This is a genomic window from Mesorhizobium sp. STM 4661 (genome assembly GCF_000359125.1).
Taxonomy (GTDB): domain Bacteria; phylum Pseudomonadota; class Alphaproteobacteria; order Rhizobiales; family Rhizobiaceae; genus Mesorhizobium.
On the sequence record NZ_CAAF010000016.1, the window covers coordinates 53887 to 76753 of the forward strand.

The following is a 22867-nucleotide window of genomic DNA, read 5'->3' on the forward strand; positions in this document are numbered from 1 at the left end:
AGCACTTCGGCGCCGCCAATATGGACATCATCAGACTGGACGGAGCCGAAAAACATTTCGGCGCCGTCCGGGCGCTTGCCGGTGTCGATTTCCATGTCCGTGCCGGCGAATGCGTTGGTCTCGTCGGCCATAATGGCGCGGGAAAATCGACGCTCATGCATATGGTGGCGGGCACGCTGATGCCCGACAGCGGGCGGATCGCGGTGCGTGGCGGCATCGAGAACAATTATTCGGTGCCGCGCGCGCTTGAGCTCGGCATACGCTGCGTGTTCCAGGAATTGTCGCTCTGCCCCAATCTCAGCGTCGCCGAAAACACGCGCATCAACCACGCTTCGCTCAGCGGCTTCGGCTGGCGGCGCAAGGCGGCCGATCTCATCGCGGCCAAGCTCGACGAGATCTTCCCGGACCACAGCATTTCCGCCGACGACATCGCCGGCGATCTTTCCATCGGCAGGCGGCAAATGGTGGAGGTGGCGCGCGCTTTCACGGTGACACAGGATCCGCTCGAACTGGTCATCCTCGACGAGCCGACATCCTCGCTCGATGCGCATACGGCCGGCCAGTTGCTCTCCTTCGTGCGGCGCTTCGTCGCCAGCGGCAAAAGCTGCATCCTGATCTCGCACCTCCTGGGCGAAGTGCTCGGCAATGCCGACCGCATCGTGGTGATGCGCGACGGCAAGATCGTCGCGTCCGGTGCGGCGAATGCTTTCGATCGCGACAGGCTGGTCACGGCCATGGGCGGCGCGGAAGCGCGCGAGAAGGCTGTAGCCGAGACCGCTAGCAGGCCGGAGGCCGGGCCTCTGCGGGTGCGGGCGCGCCCGGCCAGGCAGGACGACGGCAAGGAACTTGTGGCGCATGCCGGCGAGATCATCGGGCTGGCCGGACTTGCCGGCCATGGTCAGACCGACCTGCTGCTGGCGATCTTTGCCGCGGCGTCGCGCGCCAAGGCCGGCATCGAGGTCACCGCGCCGGTGGCGCTGGTGGCCGGCGACCGCCAGTCGGATGGGATTTTCCCGCAATGGTCGATTGCACAGAACATCGGCGTCCGCTCGCTGGCGCGCCTGCGCAACGGTTTGCTGATCTCGCCACAGCGCGAAGCCGAACTCGCCGAATTCTGGCGGAAAAAGATCGGCATCCGCACCCCCGACATGAACAACAACATCTTCTCGCTGTCCGGCGGCAACCAGCAGAAGGCGCTGTTTGCCCGGGCGCTCGGGTCCGACGCCAAGATCGTGCTGATGGACGACCCGATGCGCGGCGTCGATATCGGCACCAAGCTCGAAGTCTACGATTTGGTGCGCGAGGAGGCTCGCAACGGCCGCACCTTCCTCTGGTACACAACCGAAACAGAAGAGCTCGACAATTGCGACCACATCCATGTCTTCAAGAACGGCCGCATCGTCGCCAATCTTCGCCGCGACGAGCTGACGGAGGAAAAGATCATCCAGTCCTCGTTCGGCGACGCGGCCTGAGATGACGGCAGCCTCGTTGGGAACCAGCCACAACAATTCTTCGGCGCGCGGCGCTGCAAGGGCGCGCATGCTGCGCAGCCTGCTGCCGGCGCTGTCGCTGGTGCTGGTGCTGCTGGCGATCGCCTGGCTCAACCCGCGCGCCATCAGCTATTTCGGCTTCAGCCTGATGCTCAACCTGGCGATCCCGATCGCGCTGGCGACGATCGCGCAGATGTTCGTCATCGCCGGCAATGAGCTGGATCTGTCGATCGGCACCTTTGTCGGTTTCGTCGGCTGCGTCACGGCGACATGGCTGAAGGATGCGCCGCTCATCGGCGTCCTGATCCTGCTCGGATCGATCGGCGTCTATGCACTGCTCGGCGCGCTGATCCATCTGCGCAATTTGCCCTCGATCGTGGTGACGCTGGGCATGAGCTTCGTCTGGCAGGGGCTGGCGATCCTCGTCCTGCCGAAGCCCGGCGGCAAGGCGCCGGACTGGCTGCTGTCGCTGATGGCCTTCAAGCCGCCCTTGGTTCCCTTCCCGATCATTGCCGCACTGCTGATCGCTGCGGTCGTCCATTTCGGGCTGATGCGCACTTCCTATGGCGTGATCCTGCGCGGTTCGGGCGGCAATGCCGCAGCGCTCGAACGCGCCGGCTGGTCGCTGCTTCGCACCAAGATCGCGCTGTTTGCGCTGACAGGCTTTTTCGGCGTGCTGTCGGGCATGGCGCTGATCGGCATCACCACCTCGGCCGATGCCAATATCGGCAATGGCTATACGCTGCTGTCGATCGCCGGCGTCATCCTTGGCGGCGGCGAATTCGTCGGCGGCCGGGTGTCGCCGATCGGCGCGGTGCTCGGGGCGCTGACACTGGCGCTCGCCGCCTCGCCTCTGCTCACCTTCATGCATATCCCACCCGACTGGCAGGTGGCGGCTAATGGCGCCATCCTGATCATCGTGCTGGCGGCCCGGGTGCTGATCAGCCGCAGGGAGAGGTGAGCGATGGCTTCGCTGCAAGCATGGCTCGCCAAACCCTGGATCTGGTCGTTCATCGGCGCCTTGCTGGTGTGGCTGGCGACCATCGCCTTCACCGGCGGCTATGGCGGCGGCGGCATGATAACGGCCGCCCTTTCGCTCGCCGTCTTCACTGTCATTGTCGGCGTCGGCCAGATGTTCGTCATCACGCTTGGGCCAGGCAATGTCGATTTGTCGCTGCCGGCCAATATCGGCCTCGCCAGCGCCGTCGCCATGAAAGTCATGGACGGCAATGACGCGATGATTGCCGTCGGCCTGCTGGCGGCGCTCGCTTGCGGGATGGCGATCGGCGCCGCCAACTACCTCTTGATCTGGGCGCTGCGCATTCCGCCGATCATCGCCACGCTGTCGGCCAGCTTCATCATCCAGTCGATCGACATCAGCTATGGGCGCGGCCTGCAGATCAAGCCGCCGCCAGGCTTTGCCGATTTCACCAACTGGCAGATCCTGGGCATTCCGGTGCTGGCTATCCTCACCGTGCTGTTCACCATCGGCGCGGCGATCGCGCTGCAGCGCATGATCTATGGCCGCTCGGTGCTGGCGATCGGCCAGAACATCCGCGCCGCGTGGCTCGCCGGCGTCAAAGTCGGCCGCATCCGCTTCCTCACCTACACGCTGTCGGGCGCGCTCGGCGGCCTCGACGGGGCGTTGCTCGCCGGCTATTTCCGCGGCGCCAATGTCGACATCGGCAATGAATATCTCCTGGCGTCGATCGCCGTGGTCGTCATCGGCGGCACGTCGGTGGCGGGCGGCAAAGCCAATGTGCCTGGCGTCTGGGGCGCGGCGCTGTTCCTGGTGCTGCTGTTGACGATGCTCAACACGTTCGGCGTGAGCGCCGGGGTCCGGCTGGTGCTGACCGGGCTGATCATCGTCGGCGTGATTACGGCTGCGGGTGGCCAGAAAGCGCTGCGCTAGCAATAGGGGTTCTGCAGCGGGCAACCATTGTGCCAGCGCAACATCCGGTTCCCATCCGCATTCCGGCCTTGTAAATCCCGTCCGCGCGGTCGCAGTCGGCCAATATCTCGGGAGGTTTTGTTTGTCCAGTTTCGTCAGCGTTACCAGGGATGGCGGCGTCGCGGTCGTCAATATCGACAACCCGCCCGTCAACGCGCTGAGCTTCCATGTCCGTGAGCCGCTGATGCAGGCGCTGATTTTGTTGCGAGACGAGCCCTCAGTGGCGGCCATCGTTATCGCCTGCGCCGGCCGGACCTTCGTTGCCGGCGCCGACATTACCGAATTCGGCAAGCCTGTGCAGCAACCGGAGCTGCGCCCCATCATCGCGGTGCTGGAGGAGATCGCCAAGCCGACGGTCGCCGCCATCCATGGCACGGCGCTCGGCGGTGGCCTGGAACTGGCGCTCGGCTGCCATTTCCGCGTCGCCGAGGCGGGCGCCAGACTCGGCCTGCCGGAGGTGAAACTCGGCCTGCCGCCGGGCGGCGGCGGCACGGTGCGGCTGCCGCGCCTCGTCGGCGCAGACAAAGCGCTCGGCATGATTGTATCGGGAACACCAATCAATGCAGCCGAGGCGCTCGGCGCCGGTCTGGTGGACGCTGTCTTCGACAGCGACCTCACGGCGCGCGCTATCAGCTTCGCCAGGGACATGGCCGCCAAGGGTGGGCCATTCATGCCGGTGCGCGATCGCAACGATCGCCTCGACCCGGCCGGATTGCCTGAATTCGATGAGCAAGCCGCGAAGCTTGCCAAAAAGGCGCGGGGCCTCGAGGCGCCGATTGCCTGCGCGCAGGCCGTCCGCAATGCCATCACGCTGCCCTTCGACGAAGCGCTCGCGGCGGAGCGAAAACTGTTCCTGAAACTGGTCGCAGGCGACCAATCGCGCGCGCAGCGGCATCTGTTCTTCGCCGAACGTGAGGCGGCAAAGATTTCAGGCAAGGATCTTTCACGGCGCAAGGTCGCCCGAGTTGGCGTCATCGGCGCCGGCACGATGGGCGGCGGCATCGCCATGGCCTTCGCTAATGGCGGCTACCCCGTCACCCTGTTGGAAACCAGCAGTGAGGCGCTGGAGCGCGGGCTGGCGACGATCGACAGGAACTATGCCGTTTCCGTCGCGCGCGGCTCGTTGAGCGAAGATGCCAAGCGCCAGCGGCTCGGCCTGTTCAAGGGCACGACGGATTATGGCGATCTCGCCGATTGCGACCTGATCGTCGAGGCGGTGTTCGAGGAGATGGCGGTCAAGAAAGATGTGTTCGGCAGGCTCGACGCGGTGGCCAAGTCGGGCGCGATCCTGGCCACCAACACCTCCTATCTCGACGTCAACGAAATCGCCGCATCGACCTCGCGGCCGCAGGATGTGCTTGGCCTGCACTTCTTTTCGCCGGCAAATGTCATGAAGCTGCTGGAGATCGTTCGCGCCGAGAGGACTGACGCCGATGCGCTGGCGACGGTCGTCGAGTTGGCGCGGCGCATCGGCAAGGTGCCGGTCATCGTCGGCGTGTGCCACGGCTTTGTCGGCAACCGCATGCTTGCGGCGCGTGGCGCGGAATCCGAGGCGCTGTTACTGGAAGGTGCGACGCCCAGCCGGATCGACCGGGCATTCACCGATTTCGGCTGGCCGATGGGGCCGTTTCAGATGGGTGACCTTGCCGGCCTCGACATAGGCTGGCGCAACCGCAAGGCGCGCGGCCAGACAGCCGTGATCGCCGACGCGCTGTGCGAACAGGGGCGTTTCGGCCAGAAGACCGGCAGGGGCTTTTATCTCTATGAGAACGGTTCACGCGTATCGGTCCCCGACCCGGACGTCGAAGCGCTGATCCGCGCCAAGGCGGCCGAGAACGGCATAGCACCGCGCACCATCGGCGCCGACGAGCTCATCGAGCGCACGCTCTATCCCTTGGTCAATGAAGGGGCGAAAATCCTCGAGGAGAAGATCGCAGCCCGCGCCTCCGACATCGATGTCGTCTGGGTCAATGGCTACGGCTTTCCGGTTGGCAAGGGCGGACCAATGTTTTGGGCCGGCCTCGAAGGGGTAGACAAGATCGTCGCGCGGCTCGACCACTGGCACGAGCGGACCGGCCGGCAAGTCTTCAGGGCGTCGCCGCTGCTCAGGCGGATGGCCGAGACCGGGTCGTGGGAGTGACCACGGCTCCGGTCGTCCCACCTCAAACGTGCTTGCGGCCGCCGGCCTCGCGGAACCAGCTGTCGGGATAGGGATACCACCAGCCCTGGATTTCAGGCTTGTGGTCGATGATCACCATCTTCGAGCGGCGGAAGGCGTCCAGCCCCTGGCGGCCGAGCTCGCGGCCGAGGCCCGACGCCTTCCAGCCGCCGAAGGGCAGCGCATCATTGTCGATCAGCGGGTTGTTGACCCAAACCATGCCGGCCTCGAGCCGTTCGGCCGCTTCATGCGCCTCGGCGAGATCGGTGGTGAACACCGAGGCGCCAAGCCCGAACGGGCTATCATTGGCGAGCCTGATCGCCTCGTCGAAATCTTTCACCCGGCAGATCGCGGCAACCGGCCCGAAACATTCCTCGCGCACGATCGCCATGTCAGGCGTGACGCCGGTCAGGATCGTGGGTTCGTAGAACCAGCCGGTGTTGTGCGCAGGCGGAATGCGCCCGCCGGTAACGGCCGTAGCGCCGCTGCGCACCGCATCGTCGACCAATCGCATCACCTTCGCCCGTGCGGCCTCGCTGACCAGCGGCCCGATCTCGCTCTTCTCCAGCCCGTTGCCGATGCGCAGCGCGCGGGTCTTTTCGGCGAACAGTTCGACGAAGCGGTCATGCACGGCATCGACGACGAAGAACCGCTCGGCCGAAGTGCAGACCTGGCCGGTGAGGTGGAACGCGGCGGTGACGGAGCCGGCCGCCGCCACCTCCAGCGGCGCGTGCTTGCTGATGATCAGCGGATCGCTGCCGCCGGCCTCGATGACGCAAGGCTTCATGCGTTCGGCGCAAGCAACCGCGACGGCCTTGCCGGCGGCGACCGAGCCAGTGAAGGCGACGGCGTGCGTGCGGTCGGAAGCGATCAGCGCCTGCGCGGTGGCAGCAGCACCGGGCAGGCAGGAGACCAGACCCTCCGGCAGCGAGCGGAACACCGTCATGTAGTCCAGCGTCGACAGCGTCGTTGCCTCGGCCGGCTTGATGATGCAGGCATTGCCGGCGGCAAGCGAGGCGGCGACCGTCCAGCACATCAGCAGGATCGGGAAATTGTAGGGCATGATGTGGACGGAGGTGCCGTAAGGCTCGTAGCGCGCATATTGGAACGAACCGGCCTGCGTCGTGCCGGCGACCTTGCCGGCATCGTCGCGCGCCATCTCGGCATAGTAGCGGAAGATCGGCGCGCAATTGGCGATCTCGCCGATCGCTTCCGGATAGGGCTTGCCCATCTCGCGCACCATCAACTCGGCACAGCGGGTGAAATCCGCCGCCTCGATGGCGTTGGCGACGGCATGCAAATGTTTGGCGCGGCTCTTGGCGTCGAGTTTTTTCCACGCGGCCTGAGCCTTGGTCGCCGCGGTCAGCACGGCGTCGATCTCGCCGTCGCCGGCGGCGGCAATTGTGCCCACGGTCTCCAGCGTCGCCGGGTCGATTACCGGTTTCGCCGCGCCAGCCATCGGCCGGTAATCCGGATTGACGAAGAAAGCCGGCCGGTCAGCGGAGAATTCCATGGTCGTCCTTTCAAGCCCGCTCAGCGGATCATGTAGACTTTCTTGATTGTCTCATGGACGGTGCAGACGCCTTTCCAGTCCTGCGGAAAGAACGCCGCCGTATCCGGCTCGATCTCGATCACCTCGCCGGACTCATGGACATAGGTGCAGCGGCCCTCGAGGAAGTGGCAGAACTCGTCGCCGGTGACGTGGCAATGCCATTTGCCCGGGGTGCAGACCCAAAGGCCGCATTCGGAACGGCCCTCCGGCCCCTTGTGCAGCAGCTTGCCCGAGGTGCGGGATTCACCCTCGATCATTGTCGGGATGACGCCCCAGTCGACAAGGTCGGTGATGGCGAGCGGGGATTTCATAATCGGGGTGGTCATTTCGATTTCCTTGAAACGGATTCACGTGCTCACCGGCACATGAAGGCCTTGGTCAGCGTTTCGGTGATTTCAGAGGTGCCGGTCCAGCCGGCGGGGAAGAATACCAGCGTGCCGGCTTCGACCGGAATCGCTTCGCCATTCTCGTGGACATAGCTGCCGCGCCCTGACAGGAAATGGCGGAACTCGTCGGCAGGGAAGGTGACCTTGCGCGTGCCCGGCGTGCATGACCAGAGGCCGCATTCGCTCGATCCGTCCGCGTGCTTGAACAGGATCTTGCCCGAGGCGCGCGGCGAGCCGGAGAGCGTATTGCTGCCCGCGCCCCAGTCTTCCAATTCCACAGTGGAGGCCTTCGGCCAGTGCGGTGTCGGCATTTCATCAACCCCTGAATCAGGCCAGCATGTAGATGTTGCGGATGGTTTCGTGGACGGTGCATTCGCCGGCCCAGCCGGCCGGGAACATCACCACGGTTCCGGCTGAGACTTCTATCACCTCGCCGACATCCGACCTGTAGATGGCGCGGCCTGCAACGAAGTGGCACAATTCGTCGCGCGGGATGCTCAGCCGCCAGCGTCCGGGCGTGCAGACCCAGATGCCGGATTCCGGCTGGTTGTCCGGCCCCTTGTGCACCAGCCTGCCGGTGGAGTGCGAGGCTCCTTCCAGTGCGTCCGGCTGGGCGCCCCAGTCGACGAGATCGGTGCGGGTGGAGGCCTGGTGGAGATGTGGCGCGGAGGAGGTCATGCGGAGGCTCCGCTGATGCTGGTTCTGATCTGCTCTCGCTCTACGGCGCCCCCCTCTGTCCTGCCGGACATCTCCCCCACTTGGGGGGAGATTGGCAGCTTTGGCTTCGGCGCCCGTTCTTCAGCGTCGAGAATTGGCGAAAGCGGTCGCGACGGCCAATCTCCCCCCAAGTGGGGGAGATGTCCGGCAGGACAGAGGGGGGCGCGAAGGAACGCCATACCGATCATCCCTGTCACAGCAGCGTCTCCAGCAACCCTGCCGCCTTCTCCGGGCCGTTCTGCGATTGCATCCGTGCCGATGTCTTGGCCAGCTTGGCCGTCATCCTGGGGTCGGTCAGGCAAGCCTCGATCTTGGCGATCAGCTCGGCGTCGCTCCAGTCGTAGCGCGGCATGCCGAAGCCGTGGCCGGTCTCCTCGACCCGGGTGGCGTTGTCGTGGCCGTCCCAGACATAGGGCATGATGATGGCCGGCTTGCCGAAATAGAGGCACTCGGTGAACGAGTTGTTGCCGCCATGGTGGATCACCGCATCGACCTGCGGGATGACCGAGGGCTGTGGGAACCAGCCCTCGACAATGACGTTGCCGGGCACGTCCGCATACTGGTCCTTGTAGCCGCCGACATTGACCAGCGCCCGATAGCGCGTCTTGCCCAGCGTCGCGATGATGCGCTTCAACAGGTCGACGTCGCCGGCGCCGAGGCTGCCGAAGGACACGTAGAGCAGCGGCCCGTCATTGTTTTTCGCGAAGGTCGGCACCGCATAGGGCTTTTCCTGCCGCACGCAGCCTTCGAGATACTGGAACTTCGCCGGGTCGAGCGGATGGCGGCGCTTGAACTTCGCCGCCTCGGGGTAGAGCAGCAAATTGAGATAGGACGAAGCCTCGAAGAACTGGCCGGCCGGATAGGGGGCTTCGTCGTTGGCGGTCAGGAACGCATTGAAGTCGTCATGGATCGGCTTGATCACCGCATTGAAATGGGCGCGGTAGCGCTGGTGCCCGCCATGGTCGTTCTCGCCGCAGCCGGAGAGATGCGGCGGGATGTCCTCGTCCTCGATCTCGTTTTCCGAGCAGGAGATGACGCGTACCCACGGCTTGCCGTACTGCTTGATCGCCGGGAACAAGATGACGTTGTCGACGCAGATGACATCGGGCTTGATCGCCGAGAGAACGCGCGGCAGATCCTTCTGCGCCCACTTCGCGCTGTCGACGATCGCCGTCCAGCAATCCTTCACATAGTTGTCGACCTGGTCGTAGGGCGATTTGCGGAAGTTCGGGATGTGGCCGTTGATGAAGTCCTCCCAGAACTTGGCCATCTGCTCCGGCGGCATCGGTTCGGAGAGGTTCACCGGGTGCGCTTCGAAGCCGTAGCCCCTGTAGACGTCGACAAAGCCGGGGTCCGACAGGAACACCGCCTTGTGGCCGCGTGTCTCGACCGCCTGGGCGATGCCGACGGAATTGAGCGCCGGGCCAAAGGCCGCCTCGGGGAAGAACGCGATCGTCTTTTGCGCCATCAAGCTTCTCCATCAATCCTTGAAAATTCTGACGTCGGCGGCATCCCAGCCGAGTTCGATCGTATCGCCCGCCGACACCGGCCGGCGGTCGGCGGCATCGGCGGTAACGCGCACCAGGAACGGCTTTGGCGACAGAGCGGTGCGGACATGCAGTTGCAGGTCGAGCCCCTGATAGGCGAGCGCTTCGACGGTGCCGGCAATACGGTTGGCGGTCTCCACCGAGGGGAACAGCCGGATGCGTTCGGGCCGCACTGAAGCGACGGCCGCAGCGCCTGGCGAGAGCATCGTCGGAACCTTGCCTGTGATGCGCGCGCCATTGGCGGCCAGCACGCCGTCGGCTGTGGCCTTGCCCGGCACGAAATTCATCACGCCGATGAAGTCGGCAACGAAGCGGTCGGCTGGATACTCATAGACCGCATGCGGCGTATCGCATTGCAGCAGTCTGCCATCCTTCAGCACCGCCATGCGGTCGGCCATGACCAGCGATTCCTCCTGGTCGTGGGTGACGATGACGAAAGTGATGCCGACTTCATGCTGCAGACGCTTGAGTTCCAGTTGCATGGCGCCGCGCAGCTTCTTGTCGAGCGCGCCGAGCGGTTCATCGAGCAGCAGCAGGCGAGGTCGCTTGACCAGGGCGCGGGCAAGCGCAACGCGCTGCTTCTGGCCGCCCGACAATTGCTCCGGCTTGCGGTCGGCAAATGGGACCAGCTCGGTGGTGGCCAGGATGGCATCGACGCGCGCACGGATTTCGGCAGCCGGCAAACGTTCCATTTCCAGGCCGTAGGACACATTGGCCCTGACGCTCATATGCGGGAACAACGCGTAGGACTGGAACATCAGGTTGACCGGCCGCTTGTTGGGCGGGGTTCGGGCGATGTCGCGGCCGTCGAGCAGGATGCGCCCATCATTGGGCGTCTCGAAGCCGGCCAGCATGCGCAGCAGCGTGGTCTTGCCGCAGCCGGAGGGGCCGAGCAGCGCGAAGAATTCGTTCTCTCGAATGTCGAGCGAGATGCCGTCGACAGCGGTCACCCGGCCGAAATTCTTCGACACATGATCGATCTGAAGCAGCGTGCGGGGCTCACTCATTGGCCGATGACCCCGCGGTTGAACCGTTGCGACAGGGTCAGCGCAGTGATCGAGACCGCCATGACGATGGTCGCCAGCGCATTGATCTCCGGCGTGATGCCGAAGCGGATCATCGCATAGATCTGCATCGGCAAGGTGGTCGAAGCGCGCCCGGCGCCGGCGGTGAAGAAGGCGATGATGAACTCGTCGACCGACAGCGTGAAGGCGAGCAGCGCGCCGGCGATCACCGCCGGCAGGATGACCGGCAAGGTCACCCGCCGGAAGGTGGTGATGGCGGGGGCGCCAAGGTCGGCGGACGCCTCGACGATCGACCAGTCGAAGCTCTTCAGCCGCGCGCGCACCACCGAACAGACAAAGGCGAGGTTGAAGACGACATGGGCGAGGATGATGGTGTGCAGGCCCATGGTGACATCGAGCATGGAGAAGAACGAAAGCAGCGCAATGGCCAGCACGATGTCGGGAATGATCATCGGCGCGAAGATAAGCGCCTCCAGCCCCTTGCCGTATTGGCGGCGCATCTCGATACCGATCGCCAGCAACGTGCCGAGAAGCGTGGCGATCGCCGTCGAGACCAGCGCCACGATCAGCGTGTTGAGAGCCGCGGACAGGATCGCGGAATTGCCGGCCAGCGAGGCGTACCATTTCAGCGAAAAGCCCGACCATGCCGTCGGCAGCCCGCCTTCGTTGAAGGACAGCGCCACCAGCACGGCGATCGGGATGTAGAGGAAGGCGAAGACCAGTGAAAGCACGAGCCACAGCGTGCGCCGCGTGGCGGAAGAGCGCTCAGCCATCGGCGCCACCTCTGGCTTCAGCGGCGCGGCCGGCGGCGCGATCGGCAAGCAGCGCCTGCGCCATCAGCACCAGCAGCATGATGGCGATCAACGCCATGGCGAGTGCGGCGCCGAACGGCCAGTCATTGGCGGTCAGGAACTGGTCGTAGACGAGGTTGCCGATCATCTGGAAGCGGCCGCCGCCGAGCAGCGCCGGCGTAACGAAATTGCCGATCGACAGCACGAAGACGAAGACGGCGCCGGCCGCGATGCCGGGCACGGTCAAGGGCAGGACGACCCGGCGAAACGTGGTCACGGCCGAGGCGCCGAGGTCGCGCGAGGCTTCGGCGAGTTCCGGATTGAGCCGCGACAGCGGCGCGTAGCAGGCGAGGATGACGAAGGGCAGATAGTTGTAGACCAGGCCGGCGATGACGGCGCCTTCGGTGTAGAGCATCGATGGCGGCTCTCCGGTGTAGCCGAACCAGCGCAGCAGTTGGGTGATCAGGCCTTCGCGGTTGAGCAGCACGATCCAGGCATAGGTGCGGATCAGATAGTTGGACCAGAAGGGCAGTACGGCAAAGAACAGCAACACCGGCTGCAGCCGGCGCGGTGCGGCCGCGATGGCATAGGCGGCGGCATAGCCGATGATGACGGCGATCAGCGTGGCGGTGCCGGCGATGCGCGCCGAATTGAGGAAGATACCGGCATAGAGCGGGTCGAAGACAAGTCCGAAATTCTCCAGCGTGAATGTGTATTCGACGCCGCCATAGGTGCCGCGCCGGAAGAAAGCGAGCGCCAGCACCAGCGCGCATGGCACCACCATCAGGGCGGTAAGCCAGGCCAGCGCCGGCGCCATCAGCAAGGAGGAGCGGGAGGGTTGCGTCAAGTTGCACCCCCCTCTGGCCTGCCGGCCATCTCCCCCTCAAGGGGGGAGATTAGCAGTTCCAACCTCTCGTTTACCTTCAAATATTGAAGATTGGCGAAAGCGGTGCCACAGCCGATCTCCCCCCTTGAGGGGGAGATGGCCGGCAGGCCAGAGGGGGGCGTGAAGGAACGCAAGTTGACTTCCAGTAATCGATTTTACTGCGCGGCCTTGATCTCGCTGACGATCTTCGAATAGTCGCGCTGGGCGTCGCCGACATCGCGCAGCTGCTCGAACTTGACGAGGTCGGCAACCGGCATCGCCATGTTGGGGAATTTGGCCAGAAAGTCGGCCGGCAGGCTCTCCATCGCCGGCTTGTTCGGCACCTTGTAGTCAATGTTCTGTGCCGCCCAGGCGTGGTTCTTGGCGTCGAGCATGAAGTTGATGAACTGGAAGGCGGCGTCTTTGTTGGCAGAGGCCTTCATCACCACCATCGTATCGACCCACAGGTCGGAGCCTTCCTTGGGGATGACGTATTTGATCTCGGGTTTTTCAGCGATGCCGTAATTGCACCAGCCGTCCCAGGCCTGCACCAGCAGCGCCTCGCCGGAGACCAGCTTCGAATAGAAGGTGGTGTCGTCATAGGCGAGCAAGGTCTTCTTGGCCGAGATCAGCAAGTCCTTGACCTCGGCGAGCTTGGCCGGACCGGTTTCGTTGACGGAGTAACCCTTGGCGAGCTGCCCGGCGGCCAGCAGCCAGCGGTCGGTCGCCAGCATGGTGGTCTTGCCCTTGAGGTCGTCGGATGGGGCCAGAAGATCGTTCCAGCTCGCCGGCGCCACCTTCACCAGGTCCGAGCGGTAGCAGAGGCCTGTCGTGCCCCAGGTGTAGGGCACGGAAAAGGCGTTGCCGACATCGTGCGGCAGCTTGGTCGCCTCGGGATAGAGGTTGGCGAGATTGGGCACCTTGGCGTGGTCGATCGGCTCGGTCAGGCCGAGCTTGTTCAGCACCTCGGCGAAAGGCGAGGAGACGAAGACCACGTCATAGCCCTTGCCGCCGGAGGCGACGAGCTTGCCCATGATCTCTTCGTTGGTGGCGTGGACGACGACCTCGCCGGAAACGCCGGTCGCGGTCTTGAAGGCGGCCATGGCATCGGGCGCCATGTAGCCGTCCCAGTTGGAAATGACGAGGTCGGCGGCAGAGACAGGCGCCGACAGCGCCAGGGCAAAGCCAAGCGCGATCGAGGATATTCTTAGCGAACGGTGCCGCGGTGTGGTGGCTGTCATGACAGACTCCCATTCTGGTTGATCGTCGAATTTCTTTCGTCGAACCAGCGCTTGCGACCGTGCCGCCGCTTCGATCCTGTTCCCCGGTCTTTTTGTTGCCGATTGGGGTGACAGTACTATTGCGGAAAAAAGTACGTCAATCCATAATTTGTCGGACGCTCAAGGAATCTGGCCGATTGCGTTCGCAAGGATGATCGGCCAAACCGTATCGGTCACCTCCGTTCACGGGAATTGCCAATGCAAGCCGCCGCCAGACGACCGCGCACCAACCATCTCGATCTCGCGCAGCGCATTCTCGATGTCGCCCGGCAGCGCGGCTTCGAAGCCGGCGCCCATCTCCCGGAGCAGCAGATCGCGTCGCTTTGCAACGTCTCACGGACCCCGGTGCGGGCCGCACTGCGCCTGCTCACCGAGAAAGGCGTGGTGCGCTGGGAAGCCGCCTCAGGCTATCGCCTGGCCGTAGATCCCGCCGCGCAGGCGACCGTTGCCGACGGCTTGCCTGTTACCGAGGAGGACGACCTCGCCGAAAAGATCCTGCGCGACCGGTCAGCGCGCCGGCTGGACCAGACGGTCACCGTCGGGGCGCTGATGCGGCGGTACAATGCCGAGCGCAAGACGGTACTAAAATCGCTAAGGAAACTGACTGAGGAAAATCTGCTGGACCGCGCGCCGGGACAGTCATGGCTTTTCAGGCGAACACCGGACGATCCGGAGACACAGGGCGAAAGCTACGAATTCCGCCTGCTGCTGGAACCCGCCGCCATTCTGACACCGGGCTTCCGGCTGGACGGAGCCCGCGCGGCGGCCTTGCGCCAGGGCATGGAGGCGCTGCTGTCGCTACCCGATGCGGCCTTCGATACCAGGGAGTTCCAGCGGCTGGACATCGAGTTCCACGGCATGATCGCCGACGGTTCCGCCAACCGCTTCGTCACCGATGCGCTGTCCGATCACCTCAGGCTACGCCGGCTGCCGGGCGTCTATGCCGGCGTCAACGTCTTCCGGCTGAAGCAATCGCTGCGCGAGCACCTCACCATACTCGACCATCTGGAGAGCCGGCAGGTTGAGGTTGCGGCCGACCTGCTTCGCGTGCATCTGCGGCTCTCCCGCAACCAGCGACCGCAGGCGGCCAGCCGCGGGGTGCCTGCATTGTTCGGCATGATCAGCCGGCCGGATTGACGAGGATCATTTTGACGCGCAAAGCCAGCCCGACCATCGCGCTGTTTCCCGAAGCGAGCTTCGGCGCGGCGCTCAATTGCGTCGGCATCGCCCAGGCGCTGCGCGCCCGCGGCGCCCGGCCGGTGTTCATCTGCCATGCCGGATTTTCCGGTGTCTTTGCCGACTATGGTTTTCAGGAATACCAGCTGCCGACCGACGATCCGCTGAGCGACAGCGAACGCCAGAGCTACTGGCAGGCTTTCGTGCGCCGCCATCTGCCGCATTTCAGGCTGAGCCCGATCGACCAGCTCGAGACCTATGTCGCTCCGACATGGCAAGCGATCGTCGACACCGCGGCCAATGCCGAGGCGCCGCTGCGCCAATTGCTGGCGCGGCTGAAGCCGGACGCTGTGGTGCTCGACAATGTCATCATGTTTCCAGCACTTGCCGCCGCCGGTTGCCCATGGGTGCGCGTGGTCTCCTGCGCCGAGACCGAGCTTCCTGATGCCGAGGTGCCGCCCTATTTGTCCGGCCTCGCCGCCGACGATCCGGGCCGCGCGACCTTCGAGGCGCGCTACCTCGCGGCGGTCGCGCCGGCGCACGACCGCTTCAACCGGCTTCGCACCGAGGCTGGCCTCGCTTCGCTGCCCAAGGGCTTGTTCCTGGAGGCCTCGCCCGACCTCAACCTGCTTTTGACGCCGTCGATCGTGCGCCGGGAGCGCGCCGAGCCGCTCGACCCCTCGCGCTTCACCTATCTCGAAGGCTGCGTGCGCTCGGAAGGGCCGTTCGAGGTGCCGGTCTTTCCGCGCAATGGCGGCCCACTGGTCTATGTCAGCTTCGGCAGCCTTGGCGCCATGGATGTCGGGCTGATCGAGCGCATGCTGGCCGTGTTCGACAGGCTGCTGGCGCGCTTCATCGTCAATGTCGGTGGCTTGCGCGACAGCTACCGGGCTGTGCCGGACAATGTCTATCTCGACGCCTGGTTTCCGCAGCCCTCGGTGGTGGCGAAGTCGGACCTGTTCATCCATCACGGCGGCAACAACAGCTTTTGCGAAGCGCTTCGTTTCGGGGTGCCGTCGCTGATCATGCCCTATTGCTGGGACGGGCACGACAATGCGCAACGCGCCGAGGAAACCGGCGTCGGCAACCATATCAGCCGTGACGGCTGGACCGAGGACGTATTGGAGCGAGCCATTCTCGGCCTGTTGGCCGACGACGCGATGCGCGCCCGCCTCAGGGATAATGCAGCTGAAATGGCGCTGAAACCCGGAACGGATGTGGCCGCCGAAGCCATTCTCTCACTGCTACGGACATGAACCAATGCCTGACAATCACACAACCACTACGTCGCCTTCGAGCGGCACCAAAGATCCAAAAAGCTGGCTGGCCGCGCATGCGATCAACGAAGTCGAGTGCCTGGTGCCCGACTTGAATGGCGTCTTGCGCGGCAAGACATTGCCGGTGGCCAAGTTCCTCAAGGCGCTGGAGGACCGTGCGCTCTATCTGCCGAGCAGCGCCTTCCTGGTCAGCATCGACGGCCGCTATTCCGGCTCGATCGATGAGAGCTTTGCCTACCAGGACCCGGATATGCGCATGGTGCCGGATGTTTCCACGCTCTGCCTGGCGCCCGGTGCCGGTGCGGGGAAAGCCTATGTGTTCGCCGATGCGTTCCACATGGACGACCGTCCCTGGATGGCCTCGCCGCGTCATGTGCTACGCGCGGTGCTGGATCTCTACCGCCAGCGTGGCTGGCGGGCGGTGGTGGCGCCGGAGCTCGAATTCTATCTCACCGCGCCCAATCCCGACCCTGACCGTCCGCTGACCGCACCGGTCGGCGGCAATGGCCGCGCCGAGACCGTGCAGCATCCCTACGACATGGCGGCGCTGGAAGAATTCGAGCCGGTGATCCGGCGCCTCTACGATTATGCCACGGCGGCCGGACTGCCGCTCGACACACTGATCCATGAATCGGGAACGGCGCAACTGGAAATCAATTTCCTGCATGGCGATGCGTTGCCGTTGGCCGACAAGGTGCTGCTGTTCAAGCGGATGACGCGGCAAGCGGCGCAGGAGAGCGGCATGCATGCGACCTTCATGGCCAAGCCGATCGCGGCGCAGGCCGGCAGCTCGATGCATCTTCATATGTCTGTTATCGACGAGGCAGGGAATACACTGTTTGCCGGCTCAGATGATGCAGACACGCCAATGTTCGGGCATTTCATCGGCGGACTGCAAAAATACGTCCCCGAGATCATGCCGCTGTTCGCACCCAACGTGAACTCGTTCCGCCGCATCCGGCCGAACCACAGCGCGCCGGCCAACATCGAGTGGTCGCATGACAACCGCTCCTGCGGCCTGCGCGTGCCGGCCGGTGGGCGGGCCGCACGGCGAATAGAAAACCGGTTGCCCGGCGCCGACGCCAATCCCTATCTGGCGATGGCAGGCTCGCTGCTGGCAGGCTATCTCGGCGTCGAGGAGAAGATCGCGCGTTCGGCGGAGGCGTCGGGCAATGCCTATAAGATCAAGAGCACGCTGCCGAAAACCATGGAGGAAGCGCTCGACCGCTTCACCGCTTGCCACCCGGTGCGGGCGCTGCTCGGCGAGGATTTCTTCCAATCCTATCTGCGCGTCAAGAGCGTCGAGCTCGACCTGTTCCAGAGCGTGGTGACGTCCTGGGAACGCGACCATCTGCTGCTCAAGGTGTAGTGATGGCATTCAATTCCGGCCTGGATATCGGCAAATCCTATTATGTCGCGACGGCAAACCCGTCACCGGATCATCCGGTCCTGCAAGGCGAGGTCGACGCCGACCTTGTTGTCGTCGGCGGCGGTTGCACCGGCCTGTCAGCAGCGCTTCATGCCGCCGAACGCGGGCTGAAAGTGGTGCTGCTCGAAGGCGGCAAGATCGGCTGGGGCGCATCGGGGCGCAATGGCGGCCAGATGATCCCCGGCCTCCGCAAGGGCGCCAAGGGGCTGGTCAAGCTCTACGGCCCGGAGCGGGCAAAGGCGTTGTTCGATCTCGCCTTCGAGGCGCGTGGGCTGGTGCTCGACATCATCGAGCGTCATGCCATCGATTGCGACCTCAGGCTGACCGGCCATCTCGTCGGCGCGGTCAACAGCTCGGACCTGCGTGACCTCGAAGAAGAGGCCGAATGCCTCGCAAGGGTGATGAAGTTCCCGCATGCTGAAATCCTGTCGGCGGCGGAAGCACGCGCCAAGGTCGACACGCCCTATCACGGCGCGATGTACGAGGCGCTTGGCGGCCACATGCATCCGTTGAACTACACGCTCGGCCTTGCCCGCGCCGCCGTCGCGGCCGGCGTCGTCATCCATGAGAATTCGGTTGCCGTGCGGCTGGAGCGCGAACCTTCCGTCCGGGTCTCGACGGCCAAGGGGTCGGTCCGGGCAAAACATGTCGTGCTGGCCGGCGACGCGCTGCTTCACGGGCTGGAGCCGCGCGTCAACAGCCGCATCATGCCGGTCGGCAATTACATCGTCGCCACCGAGCCGCTTGAGGGCGAACGCAATGTCATCCCGGCCAATGTCGCGGTGTCCGACACGCGCTTCGTCGTCAATTACTACCGGATGTCGGCGGACGGCCGCTTGCTGTTCGGCGGTGGCGAACGCTATACGCCCTCGCCACCGGCCGACATTGCCGACTTCGTGCGGCCTCATATGGAAAAGACCTTTCCGCAGCTTAGCGGCTGCCGCATCGATCATGCCTGGGGCGGGCTGGTCTCGGTGACGACGTCGCGGCTGCCGCATGTCGGGCACTATGGCGAGGTCTATTTCGCGCATGGCTATTCCGGCAAGGGGGTGATCCTGTCGACGCTGTCGGGCAAGCTGCTGGCCGAGGCGATCACCGGCGACGCCTCGCGGCTTGACCTGTTTTCGACGCTGAGCCCAATGCCCTTTCCCGGAGGCACCGCATTGCGCGGCCCGCTCTATGTGCTCGGCATGCTGTGGTATGCGATGCGCGATCGCATCAAGCATTGAGGGCAGGCGGACGCAGCGACGAAGTCGTTTAGACGACGAAGAAATCCTCGATGCGCTGCTTGGCCGCAAGCAGCGCCGGCAGGATTTCCCGCTCCATCTCCGCGACGGAGAAGCGGGCCGACTGGGTGGAGACATTGATCGCGGCCACGGTTCGGCCGGTGCGGTCATTGATCGGCACGGCGATGGAGCGCAGGCCGAGCTCAAGCTCCTCGTCGATGACGGCAAAGCCGTTCGCCTTCGCCTTGCCGATGGCCTCGGCAAGCGCTGCTCTTGCAGTGATCGTCTTTGGCGTGCGTCCCTCGATGGCCGCCTGGCCGAGGAAGCTCTCCAGTTCGCCGGCTGTGAGGCCGGAAAGCAGAACCCGTCCCATCGAGGTGCAATATGCGGGCAGCCTGGTGCCGACATCGAGCGAGACACTGAGGATGCGCCGGCCGGGAACGCGGGCGACATAGACGATGTCCTCGCCCGACAGGATGGCGGCCGAACAGGACTCGTTCAGCTGCGCCGCGACCTCGCGCATGATGGGGGCGGCATAAGTCCACAGCGAGGCGCCGCCGAGCCATGTGCGGGCGACGGTCAGCAGGCGTGGCGATAGCGAAAACTGCCGGCCGGCCTGCGTCGCGTAGCCGGCGGCGGCCAGTGTCAGCAGAAAGCGGCGCGCGCCGGCGCGGGTCAGTCCCGCTTCCTCCGCCATCTCGGTCAGCGTCATGCCGGCCGGGTGCCGGGCCAGTATCTCCATGACCGCGAGCCCGCGTTCGAGCGAGCCGATATGGTCGCGGGAAGCGGCCTCGTCGTTCATGTGGCCTCCTGAAAATGGCGGCGCTGCCAGATTGACTTCACGCCAAAACTCGACATAAAAGTATCCCATATAAAACATAAGTTCGCAATACGAACTTTCTTGAACTTTGGAGCATGAGCGATGGTCAAATTCCTGCCGCTAAGCGAGGCCGTGGCGGGGAATTTGAACGATGGCGACACAGTCGCCTTCGAGGGCTTCACCCATTTGATCCCGACGGCGGCGGCACATGAGGCGATCCGCCAGGGGTTTGGCGAGCTGACGCTGATCCGCATGACGCCGGACCTCGTCTACGACCAGATGATCGGCATGGGCATGGCCAGGAAGATCGTCTTCTCCTATCTCGGCAATCCCGGAGTCGGGCTGCTGCGGCGCGCCCGCGACGCCATCGAGAACGGTTTTCCCAGGCCGATCGAGGTCGAGGAGCACAGCCATGCCGGCATGGCCAATGCCTATGAGGCGGGCGCGGCCGGTCTCCCCTGCGCCATGTTCCGCGGCTATCGCGGCGCCGGCCTGGCTGCGGTCAATCCGAACATCAAAACGGTCTCTTGCCCGTTCACCGGCGAGGTGCTTGCCGCGGTCCCCGCCATCCGCCCCGATGTCACCTTCATCCATGCGCAGAAGGCCGACAGGAAGGGCAATGTGCTGGTCGAGGGCATCATCGGCATCCAGAAGGAGGCGGTCCTGGCGGCAAAGCGCGCCGTGGTTACGGTCGAGGAAGTGGTCGACAGTTTCGACGAATTACATCCCAATCTGACTGTGCTGCCGAGCTGGACGATATCAGCCATTTCAGTCGTGCCGGGCGGGTCGCACCCGTCCTATACGCATGGCTACTATATCAGGGACAATGCCGCCTATCTCGAATGGGACGAGATATCAGCGGATCGTGAAAAATTCCAGGCATGGATGCAGGCGAACGTCATCGAAAAGACCGCCGCCGATTTCGCCGCGCGCGTCGAGCACCTGAGGACGGCGGCATGAGCGAGCGCGAGCCGGGTTTCACGCCCAATGAAATGATGACGATCGCCGCCAGCCGGGCACTGAAGAACGAGGATGTCTGTTTCGTCGGGATCGGCGCGCCGTCGGCCGCCTGCAATGTCGCGCGGCTGACGCATGCGCCCGACATCACGCTGATCTACGAGAGCGGCACGATCGGTACAGCACCGCAAGTCTTGCCGCTGTCGATCGGCGACGGCGAATTGTGCGACACCGCCGTCACCACCGTCTCGGTGCCAGAAATGTTCCGCTACTGGCTGCAGGGCGGCCGCATCTCGATCGGCTTCCTCGGCGCTGCCCAGCTCGACAAGTTCGGCAACATCAACACCACGGTGATAGGCGACTATCTTCACCCGAAGACCCGGCTCCCCGGCGGCGGCGGCGCACCGGAGATCGCCACCTCGTCGAAGGAGATCTACATCACCATGGCGCAGTCGAAGCGCGGCATGGTCGAGACCATCGATTTCTACACTTCCTTCGGCCATGGCGAGGGCGGCGATCATCGAAAACGGCTCGGCATCGAAACGTCAGGCCCGACGCTGCTGATCACCGATCTCGCCATCTGGAAGCCAGACCTGGACACCAAGGAATTCACGGTCGTGTCGCTGCATCCGGGCGTCTCGCGCGCCGAGGTGCAGGCGACCTGCGGCTGGACGGTGAAATTCACCGATGCGCTCGAGGAAACGCCGGCGCCGACCGCGCTCGAACTGAAGACTTTGCGCGACCTGCAAGCCCGCACCAAGGCGGCGCATGCGGGAACTGGAAAAGAGAAGGCTGCATAGATGGCCGAGGCCTATATTTGCGACTATATCCGCACGCCTATCGGGCGCTTCGGCGGGGTGTTGTCCTCGGTTCGGGCCGACGATCTCGGCGCCGTGCCGCTGAAGGCGCTGGTCGAGCGCAATCCAGGCATCGACTGGCAAGCGGTCGACGATGTTGTCTACGGCTGCGCCAACCAGGCCGGCGAGGACAATCGCAACGTGGCGAGGATGTCCCTGCTGCTGGCCGGCCTGCCCAAGGAGATTTCCGGCTCGACCGTCAATCGCCTCTGTGGCTCGGGCATGGATGCCGTCACCATCGCCGCGCGCGCCATCAAGGCCGGCGAGGCGGAGCTGGTGATATCAGGTGGCGTCGAATCGATGAGCCGCGCGCCCTTCGTCATGCCCAAGGCGGAAACCGCCTTCTCGCGCAATGCCGAGATCCATGACACCACCATCGGCTGGCGCTTCATCAACCCGCTGATGAAGAAGCAATACGGCGTCGATTCGATGCCGGAGACCGGCGAGAATGTGGCGGAAGAGTTCGCCATCTCCCGCGCGGACCAGGATGCCTTTGCCGCGCGCAGTCAGGACAAGGCGGTCGCGGCACAAGCCAATGGCCGGCTGGCGAAGGAGATCACGCAGGTGACCATCCTGCAGCGCAAGGGCGATCCCGTCGTCGTCTCGAAAGACGAACATCCGCGCGCGGGCACGACGGTCGAGGCGCTGGCGAAATTGCCGACACCGTTCCGGCAAGGCGGCACAGTCACCGCCGGCAACGCGTCGGGCGTCAATGACGGCGCGGCGGCACTGATCGTCGCCTCCGAAGCGGCGGTCAAGAAATACGGCCTGACGCCGCTCGCCCGCATCCTCGGCGGTGCGACCGCCGGCGTCGCGCCGCGCATCATGGGCATCGGCCCGGCGCCGGCCACCGAAAGGCTGTGCGCACGGCTTGGCCTGACGCCGCAGCAGTTCGACGTGGTCGAACTCAACGAAGCCTTTGCCTCGCAAGGCATAGCGGTGCTGCGCCAACTCGGCATTGCCGAGGACGCCAGGCACGTCAACCCGAATGGCGGCGCCATAGCGCTCGGCCATCCGCTCGGCATGTCGGGCGCCCGCATATCAGGCACGGCGGCGCTGGAGCTTCGCGAACGTGGCGGCCGCTATGCGCTTGCCACCATGTGTATCGGCGTTGGCCAAGGCATTGCGATAGCGCTGGAAAGGCCTTGATTTCAGGCTTTTCGGTCGTACTGGCGGCGCTGCTGTTTGCCTTTGTCGGTGCCTTGTCCCGTCGTCTAAGAAAAAGACTTTCAGCGTCGCACCGCCCCTCACCTGCCTGCCGGCATCCTCTCCCCGTATAGTGACGGGGAGAGGGGTGCTCTCATCGACGGTTTCGCTAATCACCAGCGTTGCAGGAAGGGCGTCGAGGTTGCGGTCAGCCCCC

21 protein-coding genes are annotated in these 22867 nt (G+C 64.6%); 11 read left to right on the forward strand and 10 right to left on the reverse strand.

Annotation, left to right across the window (positions count from 1 at the left end; genetic code table 11):
• The first annotated feature begins 20 nt into the window (after positions 1-20).
• From MESS4_RS04745 to MESS4_RS04760, 4 genes are all read left to right on the forward strand, one after another.
• Positions 21-1472, forward strand: coding sequence for a sugar ABC transporter ATP-binding protein (locus MESS4_RS04745; RefSeq protein ID WP_036240709.1), 1452 nt, complete (start codon positions 21-23; stop codon positions 1470-1472).
• A gap of 1 nt (position 1473) precedes the next feature.
• Positions 1474-2451 (forward strand): ABC transporter permease, encoded by a 978-nt coding sequence (locus tag MESS4_RS04750; protein ID WP_006327177.1) that lies wholly within the window; start codon positions 1474-1476, stop codon positions 2449-2451.
• A gap of 3 nt (positions 2452-2454) precedes the next feature.
• Positions 2455-3402: an ABC transporter permease gene (locus MESS4_RS04755; RefSeq protein WP_006327179.1), complete on the forward strand. Its 948-nt coding sequence runs from the start codon at positions 2455-2457 to the stop codon at positions 3400-3402.
• Positions 3403-3523: 121 nt separating this feature from the next.
• The gene (locus MESS4_RS04760) at positions 3524-5581 is read left to right on the forward strand and encodes a 3-hydroxyacyl-CoA dehydrogenase NAD-binding domain-containing protein (protein ID WP_006327180.1); all 2058 of its coding nucleotides are present in this window, start codon (positions 3524-3526) and stop codon (positions 5579-5581) included.
• 22 nt (positions 5582-5603) lie between these two features.
• Here the strand turns inward: MESS4_RS04760 and MESS4_RS04765 are convergent, their stop codons facing one another.
• From MESS4_RS04765 to MESS4_RS04805, 9 genes are all read right to left on the reverse strand, one after another.
• Entirely contained in the window at positions 5604-7112 is a 1509-nt protein-coding gene (locus MESS4_RS04765; protein WP_006327192.1) for an aldehyde dehydrogenase family protein, read from the reverse strand.
• 20 nt (positions 7113-7132) lie between these two features.
• The gene (locus MESS4_RS04770) at positions 7133-7477 is read right to left on the reverse strand and encodes a cupin domain-containing protein (protein WP_006327193.1); all 345 of its coding nucleotides are present in this window, start codon (positions 7475-7477) and stop codon (positions 7133-7135) included.
• A gap of 29 nt (positions 7478-7506) precedes the next feature.
• The gene (locus MESS4_RS04775; protein WP_006327194.1) at positions 7507-7848 is read right to left on the reverse strand and encodes a cupin domain-containing protein; all 342 of its coding nucleotides are present in this window, start codon (positions 7846-7848) and stop codon (positions 7507-7509) included.
• 16 nt (positions 7849-7864) lie between these two features.
• Positions 7865-8215: a cupin domain-containing protein gene (locus MESS4_RS04780; protein ID WP_006327195.1), complete on the reverse strand. Its 351-nt coding sequence runs from the start codon at positions 8213-8215 to the stop codon at positions 7865-7867.
• Positions 8216-8447: 232 nt separating this feature from the next.
• Positions 8448-9722, reverse strand: coding sequence for a glycosyltransferase (locus tag MESS4_RS04785; RefSeq protein WP_006327196.1), 1275 nt, complete (start codon positions 9720-9722; stop codon positions 8448-8450).
• A gap of 12 nt (positions 9723-9734) precedes the next feature.
• Positions 9735-10808 carry an ABC transporter ATP-binding protein gene (locus MESS4_RS04790; protein WP_006327197.1) on the reverse strand — a complete coding sequence of 358 codons (1074 nt, stop codon included), beginning with the start codon at positions 10806-10808 and terminating at the stop codon, positions 9735-9737.
• Entirely contained in the window at positions 10805-11599 is a 795-nt protein-coding gene (locus tag MESS4_RS04795; protein ID WP_006327198.1) for an ABC transporter permease, read from the reverse strand. The genes MESS4_RS04790 and MESS4_RS04795 overlap by 4 nt, the downstream gene beginning before the upstream one ends.
• Positions 11592-12434 (reverse strand): ABC transporter permease, encoded by an 843-nt coding sequence (locus MESS4_RS04800; protein ID WP_036240699.1) that lies wholly within the window; start codon positions 12432-12434, stop codon positions 11592-11594. Before MESS4_RS04800 ends, MESS4_RS04795 begins: the two co-directional genes overlap by 8 nt.
• Before the next feature lie 224 nt (positions 12435-12658).
• The gene (locus MESS4_RS04805; protein ID WP_006327201.1) at positions 12659-13723 is read right to left on the reverse strand and encodes a spermidine/putrescine ABC transporter substrate-binding protein; all 1065 of its coding nucleotides are present in this window, start codon (positions 13721-13723) and stop codon (positions 12659-12661) included.
• 237 nt (positions 13724-13960) lie between these two features.
• Here MESS4_RS04805 and MESS4_RS04810 point away from each other — a divergent pair, with 237 nt between their 5' ends.
• The 4 genes from MESS4_RS04810 to MESS4_RS04825 are packed head-to-tail and all read left to right on the forward strand — an operon-like array spanning position 13961 to position 18873.
• Positions 13961-14899, forward strand: a complete 939-nt coding sequence (locus MESS4_RS04810; protein ID WP_006327202.1) for a GntR family transcriptional regulator — start codon at positions 13961-13963, stop codon at positions 14897-14899.
• 11 nt (positions 14900-14910) lie between these two features.
• Entirely contained in the window at positions 14911-16194 is a 1284-nt protein-coding gene (locus tag MESS4_RS04815; protein WP_036240710.1) for a glycosyltransferase, read from the forward strand.
• A gap of 4 nt (positions 16195-16198) precedes the next feature.
• A complete protein-coding gene (locus MESS4_RS04820) occupies positions 16199-17584 on the forward strand; it encodes a glutamine synthetase family protein (RefSeq protein WP_006327206.1) in 1386 nt (461 codons plus the stop codon).
• 2 nt (positions 17585-17586) lie between these two features.
• Complete coding sequence (locus MESS4_RS04825; protein ID WP_036240702.1) at positions 17587-18873, forward strand: FAD-binding oxidoreductase; 1287 nt, start codon at positions 17587-17589, stop codon at positions 18871-18873.
• A 28-nt stretch (positions 18874-18901) separates the two neighbouring features.
• On the opposite strand, the gene MESS4_RS04830 is transcribed toward MESS4_RS04825, so the two are convergent.
• A complete protein-coding gene (locus MESS4_RS04830; protein ID WP_006327210.1) occupies positions 18902-19672 on the reverse strand; it encodes an IclR family transcriptional regulator C-terminal domain-containing protein in 771 nt (256 codons plus the stop codon).
• A 120-nt stretch (positions 19673-19792) separates the two neighbouring features.
• Here MESS4_RS04830 and MESS4_RS04835 point away from each other — a divergent pair, with 120 nt between their 5' ends.
• The 3 genes from MESS4_RS04835 to pcaF are packed head-to-tail and all read left to right on the forward strand — an operon-like array spanning position 19793 to position 22653.
• Positions 19793-20650, forward strand: a complete 858-nt coding sequence (locus MESS4_RS04835; RefSeq protein ID WP_006327211.1) for a CoA transferase subunit A — start codon at positions 19793-19795, stop codon at positions 20648-20650.
• Positions 20647-21447 (forward strand): CoA-transferase subunit beta, encoded by an 801-nt coding sequence (locus tag MESS4_RS04840; RefSeq protein ID WP_006327212.1) that lies wholly within the window; start codon positions 20647-20649, stop codon positions 21445-21447. The genes MESS4_RS04835 and MESS4_RS04840 overlap by 4 nt, the downstream gene beginning before the upstream one ends.
• The gene (gene pcaF, locus MESS4_RS04845) at positions 21448-22653 is read left to right on the forward strand and encodes a 3-oxoadipyl-CoA thiolase (RefSeq protein ID WP_006327213.1); all 1206 of its coding nucleotides are present in this window, start codon (positions 21448-21450) and stop codon (positions 22651-22653) included. It abuts the gene before it with no gap.
• Positions 22654-22867: the final 214 nt, after the last annotated feature.

Coding starts and splice junctions, on each gene's coding strand:
- MESS4_RS04745 (WP_036240709.1), top strand. CDS start 21: ATGGACATCATCAGACTGGACGGAGCCGAAAAACATTTCGGCGCCGTC.
- MESS4_RS04750 (WP_006327177.1), top strand. CDS start 1,474: ATGACGGCAGCCTCGTTGGGAACCAGCCACAACAATTCTTCGGCGCGC.
- MESS4_RS04755 (WP_006327179.1), top strand. CDS start 2,455: ATGGCTTCGCTGCAAGCATGGCTCGCCAAACCCTGGATCTGGTCGTTC.
- MESS4_RS04765 (WP_006327192.1), bottom strand. CDS start 7,112: ATGGAATTCTCCGCTGACCGGCCGGCTTTCTTCGTCAATCCGGATTAC.
- MESS4_RS04770 (WP_006327193.1), bottom strand. CDS start 7,477: ATGACCACCCCGATTATGAAATCCCCGCTCGCCATCACCGACCTTGTC.
- MESS4_RS04775 (WP_006327194.1), bottom strand. CDS start 7,848: ATGCCGACACCGCACTGGCCGAAGGCCTCCACTGTGGAATTGGAAGAC.
- MESS4_RS04780 (WP_006327195.1), bottom strand. CDS start 8,215: ATGACCTCCTCCGCGCCACATCTCCACCAGGCCTCCACCCGCACCGAT.
- MESS4_RS04785 (WP_006327196.1), bottom strand. CDS start 9,722: ATGGCGCAAAAGACGATCGCGTTCTTCCCCGAGGCGGCCTTTGGCCCG.
- MESS4_RS04790 (WP_006327197.1), bottom strand. CDS start 10,808: ATGAGTGAGCCCCGCACGCTGCTTCAGATCGATCATGTGTCGAAGAAT.
- MESS4_RS04795 (WP_006327198.1), bottom strand. CDS start 11,599: ATGGCTGAGCGCTCTTCCGCCACGCGGCGCACGCTGTGGCTCGTGCTT.
- MESS4_RS04800 (WP_036240699.1), bottom strand. CDS start 12,434: ATGGCGCCGGCGCTGGCCTGGCTTACCGCCCTGATGGTGGTGCCATGC.
- MESS4_RS04805 (WP_006327201.1), bottom strand. CDS start 13,723: ATGACAGCCACCACACCGCGGCACCGTTCGCTAAGAATATCCTCGATC.
- MESS4_RS04810 (WP_006327202.1), top strand. CDS start 13,961: ATGCAAGCCGCCGCCAGACGACCGCGCACCAACCATCTCGATCTCGCG.
- MESS4_RS04820 (WP_006327206.1), top strand. CDS start 16,199: ATGCCTGACAATCACACAACCACTACGTCGCCTTCGAGCGGCACCAAA.
- MESS4_RS04825 (WP_036240702.1), top strand. CDS start 17,587: ATGGCATTCAATTCCGGCCTGGATATCGGCAAATCCTATTATGTCGCG.
- MESS4_RS04830 (WP_006327210.1), bottom strand. CDS start 19,672: ATGAACGACGAGGCCGCTTCCCGCGACCATATCGGCTCGCTCGAACGC.
- MESS4_RS04835 (WP_006327211.1), top strand. CDS start 19,793: ATGGTCAAATTCCTGCCGCTAAGCGAGGCCGTGGCGGGGAATTTGAAC.
- MESS4_RS04840 (WP_006327212.1), top strand. CDS start 20,647: ATGAGCGAGCGCGAGCCGGGTTTCACGCCCAATGAAATGATGACGATC.
- pcaF (WP_006327213.1), top strand. CDS start 21,448: ATGGCCGAGGCCTATATTTGCGACTATATCCGCACGCCTATCGGGCGC.